Source organism: Prochlorococcus marinus str. MIT 9314 (assembly GCF_000760035.1).
GTDB classification, from domain to species: domain Bacteria; phylum Cyanobacteriota; class Cyanobacteriia; order PCC-6307; family Cyanobiaceae; genus Prochlorococcus_A; species Prochlorococcus_A marinus_B.
Genome location: NZ_JNAO01000013.1, coordinates 18,733 through 34,816, shown reverse-complemented (window position 1 = coordinate 34,816; position 16,084 = coordinate 18,733). Strand labels below are relative to the sequence as shown.

17 protein-coding genes are annotated in these 16,084 nt (G+C 30.8%); 8 read left to right on the top strand and 9 right to left on the bottom strand.

Features of this window, described 5'->3' with window-relative positions; translation table 11 throughout:
* Positions 1 to 813, bottom strand: coding sequence for a TlyA family RNA methyltransferase (locus EU98_RS01795; RefSeq protein WP_032516263.1), 813 nt, complete (start codon positions 811 to 813; stop codon positions 1 to 3).
* A 290-nt stretch (positions 814 to 1,103) separates the two neighbouring features.
* Here EU98_RS01795 and purB point away from each other — a divergent pair, with 290 nt between their 5' ends.
* Both purB and EU98_RS01805 read left to right on the top strand, forming a co-directional pair.
* Complete coding sequence (gene purB / locus EU98_RS01800) at positions 1,104 to 2,399, top strand: adenylosuccinate lyase (protein ID WP_032516262.1); 1,296 nt, start codon at positions 1,104 to 1,106, stop codon at positions 2,397 to 2,399.
* Between the two features lie 48 nt (positions 2,400 to 2,447).
* Positions 2,448 to 3,833, top strand: coding sequence for a class II fumarate hydratase (locus EU98_RS01805; protein WP_032516261.1), 1,386 nt, complete (start codon positions 2,448 to 2,450; stop codon positions 3,831 to 3,833).
* Positions 3,834 to 3,843: 10 nt separating this feature from the next.
* Here the strand turns inward: EU98_RS01805 and EU98_RS01810 are convergent, their stop codons facing one another.
* Positions 3,844 to 6,570, bottom strand: coding sequence for a DEAD/DEAH box helicase (locus tag EU98_RS01810; RefSeq protein ID WP_032516260.1), 2,727 nt, complete (start codon positions 6,568 to 6,570; stop codon positions 3,844 to 3,846).
* A gap of 138 nt (positions 6,571 to 6,708) precedes the next feature.
* On the opposite strand from EU98_RS01810, the gene EU98_RS01815 reads away from it, so the two are divergent.
* The 5 genes from EU98_RS01815 to bioA are packed head-to-tail and all read left to right on the top strand — an operon-like array spanning position 6,709 to position 11,276.
* Entirely contained in the window at positions 6,709 to 7,848 is a 1,140-nt protein-coding gene (locus tag EU98_RS01815; protein WP_032516258.1) for an aminotransferase class I/II-fold pyridoxal phosphate-dependent enzyme, read from the top strand.
* Positions 7,845 to 8,549 (top strand): hypothetical protein, encoded by a 705-nt coding sequence (locus EU98_RS01820; protein ID WP_032516257.1) that lies wholly within the window; start codon positions 7,845 to 7,847, stop codon positions 8,547 to 8,549. The genes EU98_RS01815 and EU98_RS01820 overlap by 4 nt, the downstream gene beginning before the upstream one ends.
* A complete protein-coding gene (locus tag EU98_RS01825; RefSeq protein ID WP_032516256.1) occupies positions 8,542 to 9,312 on the top strand; it encodes a methyltransferase domain-containing protein in 771 nt (256 codons plus the stop codon). The genes EU98_RS01820 and EU98_RS01825 overlap by 8 nt, the downstream gene beginning before the upstream one ends.
* Positions 9,309 to 9,974, top strand: a complete 666-nt coding sequence (bioD, locus tag EU98_RS01830; RefSeq protein ID WP_032516255.1) for a dethiobiotin synthase — start codon at positions 9,309 to 9,311, stop codon at positions 9,972 to 9,974. Before EU98_RS01825 ends, bioD begins: the two co-directional genes overlap by 4 nt.
* Entirely contained in the window at positions 9,975 to 11,276 is a 1,302-nt protein-coding gene (gene bioA, locus EU98_RS01835; protein ID WP_032516254.1) for an adenosylmethionine--8-amino-7-oxononanoate transaminase, read from the top strand. It abuts the gene before it with no gap.
* An 8-nt stretch (positions 11,277 to 11,284) separates the two neighbouring features.
* Here bioA and EU98_RS01840 read toward each other — a convergent pair whose 3' ends face one another.
* A complete protein-coding gene (locus EU98_RS01840; RefSeq protein ID WP_025923542.1) occupies positions 11,285 to 11,542 on the bottom strand; it encodes a DUF3143 domain-containing protein in 258 nt (85 codons plus the stop codon).
* A gap of 16 nt (positions 11,543 to 11,558) precedes the next feature.
* Positions 11,559 to 11,999: a J domain-containing protein gene (locus EU98_RS01845; RefSeq protein ID WP_032516253.1), complete on the bottom strand. Its 441-nt coding sequence runs from the start codon at positions 11,997 to 11,999 to the stop codon at positions 11,559 to 11,561.
* Between the two features lie 89 nt (positions 12,000 to 12,088).
* Between EU98_RS01845 and rsmG the strand changes: the two genes are divergently transcribed.
* Positions 12,089 to 12,802: a 16S rRNA (guanine(527)-N(7))-methyltransferase RsmG gene (gene rsmG / locus EU98_RS01850; protein ID WP_032516593.1), complete on the top strand. Its 714-nt coding sequence runs from the start codon at positions 12,089 to 12,091 to the stop codon at positions 12,800 to 12,802.
* Positions 12,803 to 12,804: 2 nt separating this feature from the next.
* Here rsmG and EU98_RS01855 read toward each other — a convergent pair whose 3' ends face one another.
* From EU98_RS01855 to EU98_RS01875, 5 genes are all read right to left on the bottom strand, one after another.
* On the bottom strand, positions 12,805 to 13,998 hold the full coding sequence (locus EU98_RS01855) for an aldo/keto reductase (protein WP_032516252.1): 1,194 nt from the start codon (positions 13,996 to 13,998) through the stop codon (positions 12,805 to 12,807).
* A 10-nt stretch (positions 13,999 to 14,008) separates the two neighbouring features.
* A complete protein-coding gene (locus EU98_RS01860; RefSeq protein WP_032516251.1) occupies positions 14,009 to 14,368 on the bottom strand; it encodes a ferredoxin in 360 nt (119 codons plus the stop codon).
* A 9-nt stretch (positions 14,369 to 14,377) separates the two neighbouring features.
* Positions 14,378 to 14,770: a DUF1257 domain-containing protein gene (locus EU98_RS01865; protein ID WP_032516250.1), complete on the bottom strand. Its 393-nt coding sequence runs from the start codon at positions 14,768 to 14,770 to the stop codon at positions 14,378 to 14,380.
* Positions 14,757 to 14,972 (bottom strand): DUF2997 domain-containing protein, encoded by a 216-nt coding sequence (locus tag EU98_RS01870; protein ID WP_032516249.1) that lies wholly within the window; start codon positions 14,970 to 14,972, stop codon positions 14,757 to 14,759. Before EU98_RS01870 ends, EU98_RS01865 begins: the two co-directional genes overlap by 14 nt.
* Positions 14,973 to 15,120: 148 nt before the next feature.
* A complete protein-coding gene (locus EU98_RS01875) occupies positions 15,121 to 15,888 on the bottom strand; it encodes a HEAT repeat domain-containing protein (RefSeq protein WP_032516248.1) in 768 nt (255 codons plus the stop codon).
* Positions 15,889 to 16,084: the final 196 nt, after the last annotated feature.

The window sequence follows — 16,084 nt, the reverse complement described above, 5'->3', positions numbered from 1 at the left end:
TCAAAGAGTTTCTTTTACTAAATTTTGTATATATTCACTATTAATCCTTTTATTTGATTGACTTCCTAGGGTCATCCAAGCTAAATATTCATGATTTCCAGCTGGACCTACTAAAGGAGAAGCTATCAAATTCTTTATATTCCATTGGAAATTATTAGCAGCATAAATAACAGACTCTATTGCCTCAGTATGGAATTTAGGATTACGAACAACACCGCCTTTACTGACTTTATCTTTACCCACCTCAAATTGGGGTTTAATCAAAAATATTCCCTCAATACAATCACCCTCTAATAAATTACCAATAGATTTAAAAACTAATTTTAATGAAATAAAAGACAAATCAGCAACCACAAAATTTGGTAACTCATTACTTCTAGATAAAAGATCATTAGGTTTTAAATTTCGAATATTAGTTCGTTCAAAAAGTATGACTTTTGGATTATTTCTAATCTTCCATGCAGTCTGCCCATAACCAACATCTATCCCATAAACTAACTTTGCTCCTTGTTGCAATAAGCAATCAGTAAATCCCCCAGTAGAGATTCCTGCGTCAATACATATTTTATCTTTTACTTTAATTTCAAGTTTATTAAATGCCTCAAATAATTTTTCGCCGCCCCTTGATACAAACATCGGTTCGGAATCAATAAAAAATTCAGATCCAATTGATACTTGTTGTCCAGGTTTATCCCATACTTTTCCATTTATATCTCTAACCTTGCCCGCAAGAATTAAACCTTGGGCTTTTTGACGAGTTTCACATAAACCACTTTTAAGAAGATAAAGGTCTAATCTACTTTTTTTAATCATATATTAATCAATAAAAAAAGACTGAATAATGAACTTCTACAAGATTAAGATCCAAATTCTTTAATACCTTCCAATTTTAAATAAGAACTAAAAAATTACCCATTATTAACGAAAGGAATAAAGGAATAAATGCAAACATTTTTAAATTTAAGCTTTCTTAACTAGCTAGAAAAATGTTACATAAGAAAATAATAGCCAGGCAAATATCTTCAATGGCAAGTACATCTTTAAGGTATAAAGCAATAATTTGATTTTGGTTATAAAGTTTAAATTGATAATTAATAAAAATTGTGATCGAGCGTTACACATTACCCGAAATGGGGAAAATCTGGACTGATAGCGCAAAATTCCAGAGTTGGCTTAAGGTTGAAATCGCTGCATGTGAAGCAAATTTTTCCCTGGGAAAAATTCCTGAGAATGCAATGAAAGAGATACGTTTAAATGCAAAGTTTGATGAATCTAGAATTACAGAAATTGAGAAAGAAGTTAAACATGATGTCATAGCATTTCTTACAAGCGTTAATGAATTTGTAGGAGATTCTGGAAGATATATACATGTTGGTATGACCAGTAGTGATGTACTTGATACTGGCTTATCTCTTCAGTTAAAAGATTCTTGCGAATTGTTATTAAAAGAAATTGAGACCCTCGAAAATGAAGTCAGATTATTAGCAAGAAAGCATAAAAATACCTTAATGATTGGCAGATCTCATGCCATTCATGGGGAGCCAATTTCCTTCGGGTTTAAACTTGCTGGATGGTTAGCAGAAATAATAAGAAACAAAAAAAGATTGTTAACACTGAAAGAATCTGTAGCTATTGGACAAATAAGTGGTGCAATGGGAACTTACGCTAATACAAATCCCAAAGTAGAACAAATAACTTGTGATTTACTCGGCTTAAAGCCAGATACAGCAAGTACGCAGGTTATATCGAGAGACAGGCATGCAGAATATGTTCAAACTATTGCACTAGTTGGCGCTTCTCTAGATAGATTCGCAACTGAAATAAGAAATTTACAAAGAACTGATGTTTTAGAAGTTGAGGAGGGCTTTACAAAGGGGCAAAAAGGAAGTTCTGCCATGCCTCATAAAAGAAATCCTATTCGAAGTGAAAGAGTAAGCGGTTTAGCAAGAATTTTAAGGAGTTACGTCTTAACAGCACTGGAAAATGTTCCACTTTGGCACGAAAGAGATATAAGCCATAGTTCAAATGAACGTATCATGTTACCTGACGTATCAATCTGTTTGCATTTTATGCTCAGGGAAATGAAAGATATAGTAAGCAATTTGGAAGTTTATCCAAAAAATATGCTCAAAAATTTAAATATATATGGTGGTGTAATATTTAGTCAGAAAGTTTTACTTTTGCTTGTAGAGAAAGGGTTGTCTAGAGAAAAAGCTTATAGCTTAGTACAAAAAAATGCGCATTATGCCTGGAATACCGAAAATGGAAATTTCAAACAAAATATAGAGAGAGATAATGAAATAATGGATTTTATTGATCAAAGTGACTTAGAAGAATGTTTTAATCCTTCAATTCATCTCAATAATTTAAGTGTAATATGGGAGAAGTTAGGTATCTAGGATTACTGAAAACCTTTTCTAAGTTAAACCAGTGTTTGCAGAGGAATAATGACAAAAAACTTTAGGATTGAAAAAGATAGTATGGGAACAATAGAGGTTCCGATTGAAGCTTTGTGGGGCGCTCAAACACAAAGATCGATAAAAAATTTTTCTATTGGAGAAGAATTAATTCCAATTGAATTAATTTATTCACTCACCCTCATAAAAAAAGCTGCTTCAATCGCGAATTTCAATTTAGGGTTAATAGAAAAAAGAAAAAAAGATTTGATTGTTGAAGCATGTACAGAAATACTTGATGGACTTCATGATTCACAGTTTCCCTTAAAGGTTTGGCAAACAGGAAGTGGCACGCAAACAAATATGAATGTTAATGAGGTAATTTCAAATATTGCAGCATTAAAAACAAATTCAGAGCTTGGTAGTCATCAACCAATTCATCCCAATGATGATGTAAATAAATCTCAGTCAACTAATGATACTTTTCCTGCTGCTATTCAAATATCAGTTGTTAATGAAATAATCAAAAATTTAGTTCCAACGATACGAGAACTTACTAAGATACTTGATAAAAAAAGTGAACAATGGAAAGACCTCATAAAGATAGGAAGAACCCATTTTCAAGATGCAGTGCCCCTTACTTTTGGGCAAGAAATATCAGGATGGTCAGAGCAACTTAAAGATGCTGAGAATGCAATTATTATAAGTCTGAATGAATTGTATTTTTTACCTTTAGGAGGAACTGCAGTTGGAACAGGGATTAATTGTCCAAAAGGATTTTGTGAAGAGTCTATAAAATCAATTTCCGATGATACTAATCTAATGTTCTATAAATCAAAAAATAATTTTTCTATCATGGCCTCGCATGATCGTCTAGCTCAAGTAATGAGTCAGATAAAAATATTAGCAGGTGCATTATTTAAAATTTCAAATGATATAAAAATTCTATCTTCTGGTCCAAGATCAGGAATATATGAACTAATTATTCCTCAAAATGAACCTGGAAGTTCTATCATGCCGGGTAAAGTTAATCCAACTCAATGTGAAGCCTTATCAATGGTTTGCACTCATATAATGGGTCTTGAATATGCAGTTTCAATGGCAAATTCTAGCGGCACTTTACAGATGAATGAATATAAGCCTCTTATTGGATTTAATATTCTCACAAGTTTAAAATTACTTAAAAATGTAATAGAAAACTTCAGAATAAATTTAGTTGATGGGATGGAACCTAATCAAAAGAAAATGAAGTTAAATTTAGAAAATTCACTAATGTTGGTTACAGCCATAGTGCCGAAAGTTGGTTATGAAAAAGCTGCTAAAATTGCAAACCTTGCCTTCAAAGAATCATTAAATTTAAAAGAGGCAACACTTAAATTAGGTTATTTAAACGAAGATGAATTTGATGAAGCAATGAATATCAATTCAATGATTTGATTAAAAAAATTTAAGAATTATTGTCAATTCTTTTTGTTGCAGGATTAATATCTTCAGAGACTTTTATAAGATCATTAGATTCAGAAACAGGAAAACGATTAATAGCTTTTAATGCTTGCTTTGCTTTGCTTTTTAATTTATTACTAACACCAATACAGTACTGTACTTGAGAAAGGACATCAACTGATCTTCTAATAATCCTTACTACATCACCTTCGTCTAATGAAGTATTAAAAACCAAATCTTTCCATTTTTTTCCTCTTGCCCATTCAGAAATAATTCCAGTCAACTCCGTTTCTAAATAGATAGGAATTTCAATATTAAACTTATTTTGTTGAAAAGAGACTAATTTTCTTAAACCATCTAATTCATTAAAAACATCTATTACCTTTAAAGAAGGCTTGAAATTACACCAAAGATTAGGCCTCCTTACATCAACACATATAGCTTGAATAATTGCAGCTAACTCAGGAGGATCTAAATCGTCTAAATAACCACTAACTAAAACAAGGCCAATCCATAATTCATTTTCACTTCTTATTGCACCCACTGTTTGTCCAACTTCTGTCAATTCCAAATCATTTAAACAACCAAAATGATTCAAAATTTGTATCAAATCGGTAAAAGTTCTCCAGTTATGATTTTCTTTATCCTCAAGATGTTTTTTTCTAATATTTATTTCTTGTTCAACATCAATAATTCTTTTTCTATATTTCTTTAATTTCTTGGAGTCTCCAAATCTGTGTACAGGATGATTAGTAACTGTTTCTTCTATATTATTAATTTGTTGCTGTTGTGCCAAAACTTCCGCTGTCAAATCATATTGTGGAGTTTGTAAATCATTTTCTTTAGAAACTTCAAAAATTCGATCCGCATAACGCTGCGACATTTCATCTCCCCTAAATACCTCTCCAGAAAAATACATTTTTGGCACTTCAAGTCCTAAGACATCAATTGAATCCAAATCATTAAAAATACTTACTATGGATGAGGGTTTTATAAGAATAAATAAATTATCAATTGTCAAACACAATAAACTCTTAATTTTTTGGGATTCATATATTTTCTTACAAATTAATCCTGGGACAATTTTTCTTTTCATTTGAGGAGCTTTGATTGAAATTAAGCTTCCATCTTCAATATATGGGAGTGCATTAGTTATCTCTTCTGATAATTTTTCTGCTGATTGTTTTTCTAAAATTTTCAAGAGTCTTCTCTCTTCTTTAAGACGATTTCTTAATTTTTCGTATGCATCAAAATCTTTCCATGAAACGTTAGATGTTATTTTTTTTAATTCAATTAAATCCTTATCTAATTTTTCAAGAATTATATTCTCACCTGATGATTCACCTAAATATAAAAAACTACCAAAACTTCTTTTAATTAATTCTTTAGACTTCTCTAAAGTATAACTTTGTAAAAGATTAAGTACCATTCCATAGCTTGGAGTGAATTGACTTTCTAAAGAATTTGGTTTGCTAACAGCCAGTGCACTTGCTTCTTTGGCACCTTCGAATCTTGTTTGTAATGTAACAACATATCCCTGGGTATCTTTTCCTCTTCTTCCAGCTCTTCCTGACATTTGCAAAAATTCACTGCTAAATAATAATCTATGCCCATCTTCTGTCCTTTTTGATAAGGAAGAAATAACAGTTGTTCTTGCAGGCATATTTATTCCTGCAGCAAGAGTTTCAGTTGCAAAAACAACTTTTATTAAACCTTGCTGAAATAATTCCTCAACCAATTCTTTCCATGCAGGCAATAATCCAGCATGATGGGATGCAATACCTCGTTTTAATGCCTCGCATTGAGATTTATCTTTAATTGCTTCCTGATTATTTTTAAGATAAACATCTAATTTTTGGGATATCATACTTGCTTCTGAATAACTTACTAAAGTTAAATCTTTTATATTCTCAATTGCCTTGTCACATCCTCTTCTACTAAAAATAAAATAAATAGCTGGCAACATATTTCGTTCAGATAGTTTCGAGATCACAAAACCAATTGAGGGAGACTTTGGTTGCATTATCCTGCCCACTTTTCCTCTTATTTTCTGCCCTTTAGGAGCCCTCCAAATCTTACAGTTTGGATGAATACCATTGCCCTTATTATTTAAAAGTGGATGGAGGCCTTTAACACTACAAAAATTAAAATCAAGTGGGACTGGTCTCTTATCACTATTAATTAGTACTGTGGGCCCATGAACTTTTTCTATCCAATTTTGTAATTGATCTGCATTAGCTATTGTTGCTGATAAAGCTATTATTTGAGTTCTACTAGGGCAATGGATTATAGTTTCTTCCCAAACTGTGCCTCTTTGGGGGTCATTCATATAATGACATTCATCAAGAATCACAGATTCTAAATTTTCTAAGGGATCATCAAATTCATCAAATTCGCCATAAAGCATGTTCCTAAAAATCTCAGTCGTCATGACTAAGATTGGTGCTTCTCTATTTATGCTTATATCTCCAGTTAAAAGACCAACTTTATTCTCACCATATTGATTAGCAAAATCTCTAAACTTTTGGTTTGACAGGGCCTTTAAAGGCGTTGTATAAAAAACTCTGCTGTCATGAGATAAACCTCTATATATAGCAAATTCACCTATCAATGTTTTACCCGAACCTGTTGGTGCCGTTAAAACAACAGAATTTCCGCTATTTATAGCTCGTATTGCTTCTAATTGGAAATCATCTAGCGGAAATGGGAAATATTCCTCTAAATTAAGCAATAATTGTGATTGAAGAGAGGATGAGTTAACTTCTTAATATATGATCTATATAGATATTAATAAACAAAAAATACCTTGCAAACTTTAATAGTAAATCTAAATCTTTTTAATTAAATCCACTATATTTTATTTTGCAAAATGAAAAAAGTAAAAATCCCAAAAAATAGAATCCGTAAATTAAAAACATTTTCTTTAGGTAAAAAATCATTCGAACTTCTAAGTTCGAATTCGCAAAATAAAAAACTTATAGACTTATGCAGTAATGATTATTTTGGATTAAGTAGAGACAAGGATTTAATAAAAGCTGCTTACGAGATAAGTTTGTTAGAAGGTATTGGTTCAGGAAGCTCTAGGTTTATTACAGGTTCAAGACCAATACATAACTTATTAGAAACAGAACTTGCTAAGTGGCTTGATCAACAAAAAGTGTTACTTTTCCCAAGCGGATTTCAAGCAAATATAGCCGCTATCCAGGCTTTAGCAAACAGAAATAGTATCGTAATAGCAGATAAATTGATCCATAACTCTTTATTGGTTGGAGTCAAAGCTGCTCAAGCAAAACTGGTTCGATTTTCACACAATAATTTAAAAGATTTAGAGGATAAAATTATTAAATCTAACCCTACAAAAAATTCCATTTTAGTTATTGTTGAATCTCTTTATAGCATGGAGGGATCGATTTCTCCGCTCAGAGAAATAACGGAAATTTGCAAAAAAAATAATGTTCAATTATTAGTTGACGAAGCTCATGCAATTGGAATCTTGGGCCCTGAAGGTAGGGGTTTAAGTTTTAATTGTCGTTCAGATATAACTATGGTTACTGGAACTTTTGGGAAAGCATTTGGAAGCGGTGGAGCTTTTATAGCTTCCAACTCAGAAATTGGAGAATATCTTATCCAAACAAGTGGTGCATTTAGATATACAACCGCACTTGCGCCATCTTTAGCTGCTGGGGCGTTAGAAGGTTTAAAAAAAATTTTAAAAAATAAAGAATGGGGTAATGATTTATTATCTTCTGCGAATGTATGGAAAGATGAAATTACTAAAAATCTACGTTTTCCAGTTCAGGGAGATTCTCACATTTTGTCAATTATTGTTGGCCAAGAAGAGAAGGCAATTTATCTACAAAAATATCTCGAAGAAAATGGGTTTTTAGCAATTGCGATAAGACCTCCAACTGTGCCAGTGGGGCAATCAAGAATCAGAATAACAATACGAAGAAACTTAGATTTTAATTTGCTAAAGAATTTCATTGCAGTATTAAAAGAGTTTAAATGAAACAAATTATTACTCAACATGGGTGGGGACTAAATAAATATTTCTGGGATGATTATAAAGTTGATTTTTTAAATAATAATTGGCATTGGCAAGATAATGAAAGGGGCTATTTTTCGAAAAATAATTATCAAGCAAAATGGATTAAAAGCGAATCTAAAAAAGAAATCAGAATGACTTTATGCCATTCATTTGGTTTTCATTTAATGCAAAAAAAAATTTTAAAAGAAGCAACTCATATTGTTCTTATAAATTCTTTTAATAATTTTCTTCCTTCAAGTAATAAGAGAAACTTTATTTTGAGATCTCTGAAAAGAATGGAAACAAAAATCATAAAAGATGAACATAAGGATATGTTGAAAGAATTTATAAATAGATCATTTATGCCAAATCATATGAATAATAGTTTTAAAAATATCTTTTATAAAAGTCTAGAGAGTTTAAATAAAACTCTTCTTTTAAGTGATTTAAAACAACTTTACATCAATAGAGATTTTCCAGTATTTTTAAGAAAAGATTGCAAAATTATTTTTATAAAGTCAGAAAATGATTTAATTCTTGACAACGAATCAAATAATAACTTTTTTGATTACTTAAATAAAACACTTGATAGGAAGCCAATTTTAATTAAATTAGATCAACAAGGTCATTGCTTGAATAATTTAAATTTATACGAGATCTTACTTCATACACTTAATGATTAAAATGGATAGTAAGAAGTGGAATGAGAAAATAAAAAATAATTTCAATGATGCTGCATATAGGTATTTAGAGCATTCAAATATTCAGAAATTTTTTGCAAAAAAGATTGTTCAATTTATCAAAGAATTAAATCCTCCCAAAAAAGGTGAATGGATAGATCTAGGATCAGGACCAGGACTATTAGCAGATGAAATAGAAAAAAAATTTTCTTCTCAAAAAGTATCCAGAATTGATTTCAGCAAAAAAATGCTTCTTGAGAATAAATTATCTAGAAAAAAAATCTTATGGGATTTGAATAATAATTTACCTCCTGAAATAAATAACTGTTCTCTATTAACATCTAACTTTTGCATACATTGGTTAAACAACCCAAAAAAGATAATAAAAAATTGGTTTAGCAAATTAACACCTGGAGGTTTTTTAATCATTTCATATCCAACAAAAGATTGTTTTCCTGAATGGAAAGAAACTTGTAAAAAAATTGATACTGAATATAGTGGTCTTAATTTCCTTTGCTCTAAAGAATTAATAAAAGATTTCAAATCAACTGAAATACATTATTCTGAACAGTTTAATTATCTTGAAAATTTTAAAAATATATATGAGCTTTTTAGAAGCATAAGGAATGTAGGAGCACAATCAACAAATTGTAAACGCAAAACAGTGAAAGAGTTAAAGGAAATTCAAAAGTTTTGGCCAAAGAATTACAATGATACAGTGAACCTTTCATGGCAAATTGAGATTCAAATTATAAAGAAATTATGAGTAGTCACAAAAATATTTTCAAATTTATAATTTGTGGAACAGATACTGATATTGGGAAAACTTTAATAAGCTCTTTTTTCGTTAAAGGATTAAATTCCTTTTATTGGAAGCCTATTCAAAGTGGTATTGAATCTCAAACTGATAGTCAAACTGTTGAAAAACTTTCACAAGTAAGTAAAGAGAAAATAATTAAAGAAGCTTATGTCTTTACAAAACCTCTATCTCCTCATTGGGCTGCTGAAATAGATCAAAAAACTATTAACTTTGACATGTTGAAATTGCCTAAAGTAAAGGGCTCATTAATTGTGGAAACTGCAGGTGGATTAATGGTTCCAATAACACGCAATTTTTTGCAAATAGATCAAATAAAACAATGGAATCTTCCAGTAATACTTGTATGTAAGAGCTCACTTGGCACTCTTAACCATACCCTGCTTAGTATTGAGGCCTTAAAACGAAGAAATATTGAGATTTTAGGTTTAGTAGTCAATGGCGAAAAACACCTAGATAATCCCAAAACCCTAGTTGATTTTAGTGGTATTCCTTTAATTGCTGAATTTCCTTACATTAAAAAAATGGACCCAAATAATTTAGATATACTATGGAAAGAACTTGAAATTAAAAATAAGTTAATCTCACTTTTAAACTCAAAAATAAGTTAAATGAAATCTTTGGATTCAAAAACTCCAAATCAAGAATGGCACCCAAATATTTGGCCACCTTTTACACAAATCAATAGCAGCAAACCGCAAATAGAAGTAACTCATGGTAGAGATGCCCTCCTATTTACTAAAAATCCTGAAAAAGAATTAATAGATGCAATTAGTAGTTGGTGGGTAACTCTTCATGGTCATAGTAACGAATATATTGCGGATGCCATTTTCGATCAATCAAAAAAACTTGAGCAAGTTATATTTGCTGATTTCTTACATCCACAGGCAAAAAAATTAGGGGAAAGACTTAGTAAATTAACAAAACTAGAAAGATTATTTTTTTCTGATAACGGTTCTACTGCAGTGGAAGTCGCTTTAAAAATTGCCTTCCAATCATGGCAAAATAGAGGAGAAACAAGGACTCAAATAGTAGCTTTTGATGGAGCCTATCATGGTGATACATTTGGAGCAATGGCTTTAGGTGAAAGAAATATTTTTAATGAGAATTTCGATAATCTTATGTTCCCAGTTAGGAGAGTCCCCTGGCCTTCAACTTGGATTAACGATGAAGAAGTAGAAAATAAAGAAAATGAGGCGATCCAAAAATTAGAAAATCTACTTAAAACTCCCACAGTTGCAGTAATCCTTGAGCCACTTGTTCAAGGGGCAGGAGGAATGAATATGGTTAGGCCTCAGTTTATTAATAAAGTTTCAGAAATTATAAAAAATAATAATTCTTTGTTAATTGCTGATGAAGTTTTGACTGGGTTTGGAAGATGTGGAAGTCTTTTTGCGTTTCAAAAGGCAAAAATCGTTCCTGATTTAATAAGTATTTCAAAAGGCTTAACTGGTGGATTCTTACCAATGGGAATAACTTTATGTAAAGAAAAAATTTTTCAATCCTTTATTGATGATTCCCCAAGAAAAACTTTTTGGCATGGACATAGTTTTACTGCTAATCCTTTAGGTTGTGCCGCAGCAAATGCTAGCCTTGATTTATTAGAAAAAGAACCACACAAATACCTTTCATTTGAAGAAAAACATTTATCTCACTTAATTAAATTTAAAAACTTACCTTATATAAAAAAAATAAGGGTATCAGGCACAATTTCTGCCTTCGATTTAGATATTGGAAGCAAAAAAGGTTATTTCAATAATATTGGGAAAGAAATAAAGAGTCTTGCAATGGAGCAAGGTTTATTTATTAGACCCCTCGGGAATGTTATTTATCTCTTGCCACCTCTCTGTATAACCGATGATCAATTAGAAAAAAGTTACTGGATAATAAGGCAAATCTTAAAAAATCTTTAGATAGAAATTTAAGGTCCCTGCAGTATTGCATTTTCCACATCTTCTCTATTAATGCAATAGGAAAATAGTCTTTTAGTTTCTTGTCCTTCGCTTTCCCAGATCACACTTAAATCTTCTTGTTCAAAAATAATAGTTGCATTCCAATTTGAAAGTAACAAATACCATTTAGATGGATTATTAATATCCTTTACAGCACCTAAATCAGTTAACCACAATTCCAATGATTGCAGTGAATTTTGATTGATAGGTTTTTTAGAGGGATTCACAGACTTTTTAAAAAAATTATTTAATTAGCCAAAGCGGTATTGTCTCTAATTCTTTTCCAGTAAAAGAAGCAATAAAAATTGAACAAATTAAACTTATAGAAATGATGATAATTAAAAGAAACAACGAAAACAATTCTCCATTTGAAAAAGGTCTTCTATTTCCTAATAAATTTTGATTATTAGAATCTATTACTAAATTATTTAAAACGATAGTATTATTTGTACTTCTAGAGTTTTCTTTTAGTTTGTCATCATATATTTTCCTTAAATTACTATTATTTAAATGTTCATAAGCTTCAAGAACTTCTTGAAATTTCCTTTTAGCAACGTCTATTTCTAATGAAGTTGTATCGGGATGCAACTCAATAGAAAGTTTACAAAATGCCTTTCTTAATTCATGATTGGATGCATTTTCATTTACACCTAAAATTTTGTAATAGGAAGTTTTCCCTTTCAAAATAATCTTTTATTAATATTGTAATTCTAATAAATTTTTACTAAATAGAATGTATTTAATGGATGGTTAAAATTAATATTTATAACGAAATGAAAAAACAAAACATTCCAGAAGAAATTCTTTCCTTAATAACTGAAGAAGAAATCAATTTATTTCAAGAGTTACAAATTAAAATTAAAGAATTAAATAATAAAACCAATCTGACAAGATTAACTGATGGGGACGATTATTGGGTATCTCAAGTTTTTGACAGCATTTGGCCATTCAAAGCTTTCACGAATATTAATTTTGATAATAAAAAATTTTTAGATATTGGATCAGGCTGTGGCTTCCCAGGTTTAGCTTATGCGATAACTCATCCTAATTCTGAGATATATCTAATTGATTCTTTGAAAAAGAAAACAGATGCAATAAAATTTTTAGTTGAACAGATCAATTTTAAAAACAATATTCATGTAATCAACGATCGTATTGAGAACTTAGCCCACCAATCGTCAATGCGAAATAATTTTAATATTGCAGCAACTAGAGCAGTTAGTAATCCATCAACAGTTTCAGAGTATATACTACCAATGTTAAAAAAAGAAGGGTTTGGAGTTTTATATTGTGGCAAATGGACGAATGAAGAAAGCAAAAATCTAGATAAAACTTTAGAAATTTTAGAAGGGAAAGTTAAAGATAAAAAAGAGATACTATTACCAAGAAATAGAGGCACCCGAAATATAATTCTTATTCAACAAAAAAGATTATGCCCTGAAATTTACCCAAGAAAAGTTGGCAAACCTGAAAAAAATCCATTATGAAATTATTTTTTTGATAATCTTCTAGCATTCTTATCTCCAAACTGTTCTTTTAAATTTCTCAATTTTCTTATAACTTTTTTTGGATTTATATGACCTTCTAATACTTTCAATAATTGTCCTTCAGAAACATCTACATCTAGTAAATTTGCATTGAATCCTGGGAACCAGTGGCTTCCATTACCAAGCAATTGATATCTAGCTCTTGCATATCCTTCCATACCCAACCAATCAATTAAATTTGAAAGCCAAAGCAGAACAGGAATATTAATATTTCCCGGCGTATATTCCCAACTTGGTAAATTTCTATTCCAATTTTGATGCCACTCTAGACCTAAGCTATTAATTGATTCCTGCCTTAATTTGTTAATTATCCTAGGCACATACTTCTCAGATTCTGATAACAACGAGACAGCTTCTAAATGCAGAGCGAAATCTGTCTCTTTTGCAATACCCACACTCAAAGTATGGACATTTTGATTTCTTAAGCAAAAAAGATCATTAAAAACTATAGGATGAAGTGGTTTACAAAATTCCAACATTTTTCTTGAGGGAGTATGAAGATGCCCCCCTTTATCAGTGGGACTTATTATGAAAACCCCAAGATCATTCTTATTGGCTAAATTAATAACCTTTGTATTTTCCTGATTAATGAAATACCAATGTAAATTTACATAATCAAATAAGTTTGTTGATATGGCCTTTTCAATAAGTGAAGATTTTCCATGGGTTGAAAATCCAATAGATCCAATTAAATTTTCTTTTTGAAAATTCCTCAAAATATCAATGCAACCTCCATCTCGAATAGCCTGATGTAAATGTTCATCTGTATTAATTCCATGTATTGCTAACAAATCAATTTTTTTAACTTGCAATTTTTCAATACTAGTTAATACATCGCGTTCAAAAATTTCCGGATCACTATTAGGTGGAATCTTTGTTTGAATTATATTTGGGATTTTCTTAGTATTCTTAAAACACATCCCTAATTGCACCTCAGAAGTTCCATAGTACTTGGCGGTTTCTACATGACTTAAGCCATGTTGTGTTGCAAGATCTAATAAATTTTCTACTTTAATTTGTTCTTCGTATGAAACCTCAGAAAAATCTAATTGATCCCAACTTTTTTGAAATCTCATTCCACCTAAAGATAAAACAGGAATCTTCAGATTGGTTCTACCAAATCTACGATATTGCATCTTTTTGATATTAGTGCTTATTCATTCTCGGTGGCTTTCCAAATGTTTGAAACATGTCCCTATCAAGGCTATTCTCTAAATCATTTAATTCTTCAAACTTGACCCAATGAATACAATCAACAGGGCAAGTATCTATTGCCTCTTGTATAACATCAACACTATCACCATCTTGTCTCATTGCTCGGCTTCTACCATGAAATTCGTCAACTAAGAAAGTGTTTGAAGCAACGTGTACACAGTATTGACAACCAATGCATTTAGCTTCATCAACCCAAACAGCTTTTTCGGCTAATTGACCACCTAATACTGGCTCAAAACCAGAAATTTCAATATTTTCTTTAAGATTATCGAATGGATTGGTTAAATCCATAATATGACATTAATTTTCCCACTTGGTTAAAACCAATTCAATAGAGCCATCATTTTGGTTTTTTTGCTCTACAATTTGATAACCATCCTCTTTCGTTTTGGAAATAATTGTTTCGTAAGCATACATTTGAGTAACTTTAGAAATAAATCTTTCTACTGGGAGATCAAATTTCCATAGATCTAAATCAGTAACTAGTTCATATGCGTTTGAACTATTGTTCCACTTAAATCCTACTTTGGTATTACCAGGTAGATTCATACTTATATCAACAGATGTAAACCTACCTTTATAGCCTTTAACAAACTTTTCTTCTGGGTTGATTATGTAACCAAGATTATTTAGGGCTTTAATTAATGGCTCTGCATCTTTGAGCTGAGTTTTGATCGTACTAAAGTGTGACATTAGATTCTTGGTTGAATTGTTTTAATTTTTCATTTTGATTAGAGATGAAAGCATCAGAAGTTTTATTTTTAACTGTTACTTTGCCAAGAGCATTTTCAAGATTTTTTGTAGCATCATTGCATGAACTACCAGTAAAACCTTCTACTGTCTCTTCAACTCTTCCGTCTTGATGAATTTTGAATCTCAATGTTTTTTGAGGCATTAAATTCAAGTACTAAGTACTTTTACTTTATATAGAATAACGAAATTTTTTTGTTTCAGTTGGTACAAGTTAATTAATTTTAATTTTTATATTGAATATCTAATAAATAAACTTTTTCAATCATGTGCTTATAAAAAAATTAAGGAATTTAGTTATAAAAGCCTTGCATCCCCATTGAATCCAAGGCAGTTTTTGCTTCTTCCATAACGGAGGGTTCTTTATCGAAAAGAGCTATTTTGGTACATTCATCAACGAAACTTTCTTGAAATGAATTATTTAATTTTTCGTACAATCTACACAATGACCAAATGCAATTACTTCTTACACCCGGTTCATTATCTATTTTTAAACTGATTAAAAGTTGTTCTGCTGCCAATTGTGCATTTTCCAAAGAAACATTTCCGATTTCAGCTAGAGAACTAGATGACCATAACCTTACCGCAGCTACATCGTTCTTCAAAGCATTTATTAATGGCTCCAAAACAATTTGATTATCATAATTTGCTAAGCTCCATGCTGTCGCTCTTCTGACATAAGCATTATCGTCAGTCTCCAAAAGACTAACAAGTTTTTCGACTGCGGTAGGACATGGATTACGACCCAAAGCATATACAACACTCATTCTTTCAACAGGACAAGGTTGATCAAGTAACGGTAACAAAAAGGGAAAAGATCTTGAATCTCTATACTCACAAAATATTCTTAATCCCTGTATTCTTTCTTCTCTGTTACCTTTTAGCATTTTTAAAGCTTCATTGCACTCCTGAGTTATGTCTAAACCTTTTGTAAAAGAATCTTCATCAATTTGTTCTAGAGGATCTATTTCAATTTCTAAGGCCAATTCTCTCGCTAAAACATCTGGATCAACGGCGATATCAACTAAGCTTTCTTTATTAGGATCTTTATTTTGTGTCATTTTGAAAAACTAAAAATATTAATTTATAGGGGCAGGAGACATCATATCTCCTGGCAACCAAATTCTCGCGCTAACCGCAAAGAAAGCAATCCCAAAGAGTGAAACGATAGCGAAAGGTAAAATTTTTGTTTTAATAAAACTCAAAGATTTTAGAATAATTAACACAATAATACCCTGTTTATGAGACTTTTAAAAA

Coding starts and splice junctions, on each gene's coding strand:
- EU98_RS01820 (WP_032516257.1), top strand. CDS start 7,845: ATGAAACAAATTATTACTCAACATGGGTGGGGACTAAATAAATATTTC.
- bioD (WP_032516255.1), top strand. CDS start 9,309: ATGAGTAGTCACAAAAATATTTTCAAATTTATAATTTGTGGAACAGAT.
- EU98_RS01855 (WP_032516252.1), bottom strand. CDS start 13,998: ATGCAATATCGTAGATTTGGTAGAACCAATCTGAAGATTCCTGTTTTA.
- EU98_RS01875 (WP_032516248.1), bottom strand. CDS start 15,888: ATGACACAAAATAAAGATCCTAATAAAGAAAGCTTAGTTGATATCGCC.
- EU98_RS01870 (WP_032516249.1), bottom strand. CDS start 14,972: ATGCCTCAAAAAACATTGAGATTCAAAATTCATCAAGACGGAAGAGTT.
- bioA (WP_032516254.1), top strand. CDS start 9,975: ATGAAATCTTTGGATTCAAAAACTCCAAATCAAGAATGGCACCCAAAT.
- EU98_RS01865 (WP_032516250.1), bottom strand. CDS start 14,770: ATGTCACACTTTAGTACGATCAAAACTCAGCTCAAAGATGCAGAGCCA.
- EU98_RS01860 (WP_032516251.1), bottom strand. CDS start 14,368: ATGGATTTAACCAATCCATTCGATAATCTTAAAGAAAATATTGAAATT.
- EU98_RS01825 (WP_032516256.1), top strand. CDS start 8,542: ATGATTAAAATGGATAGTAAGAAGTGGAATGAGAAAATAAAAAATAAT.
- EU98_RS01795 (WP_032516263.1), bottom strand. CDS start 813: ATGATTAAAAAAAGTAGATTAGACCTTTATCTTCTTAAAAGTGGTTTA.
- EU98_RS01815 (WP_032516258.1), top strand. CDS start 6,709: ATGAAAAAAGTAAAAATCCCAAAAAATAGAATCCGTAAATTAAAAACA.
- EU98_RS01805 (WP_032516261.1), top strand. CDS start 2,448: ATGACAAAAAACTTTAGGATTGAAAAAGATAGTATGGGAACAATAGAG.
- rsmG (WP_032516593.1), top strand. CDS start 12,089: ATGAAAAAACAAAACATTCCAGAAGAAATTCTTTCCTTAATAACTGAA.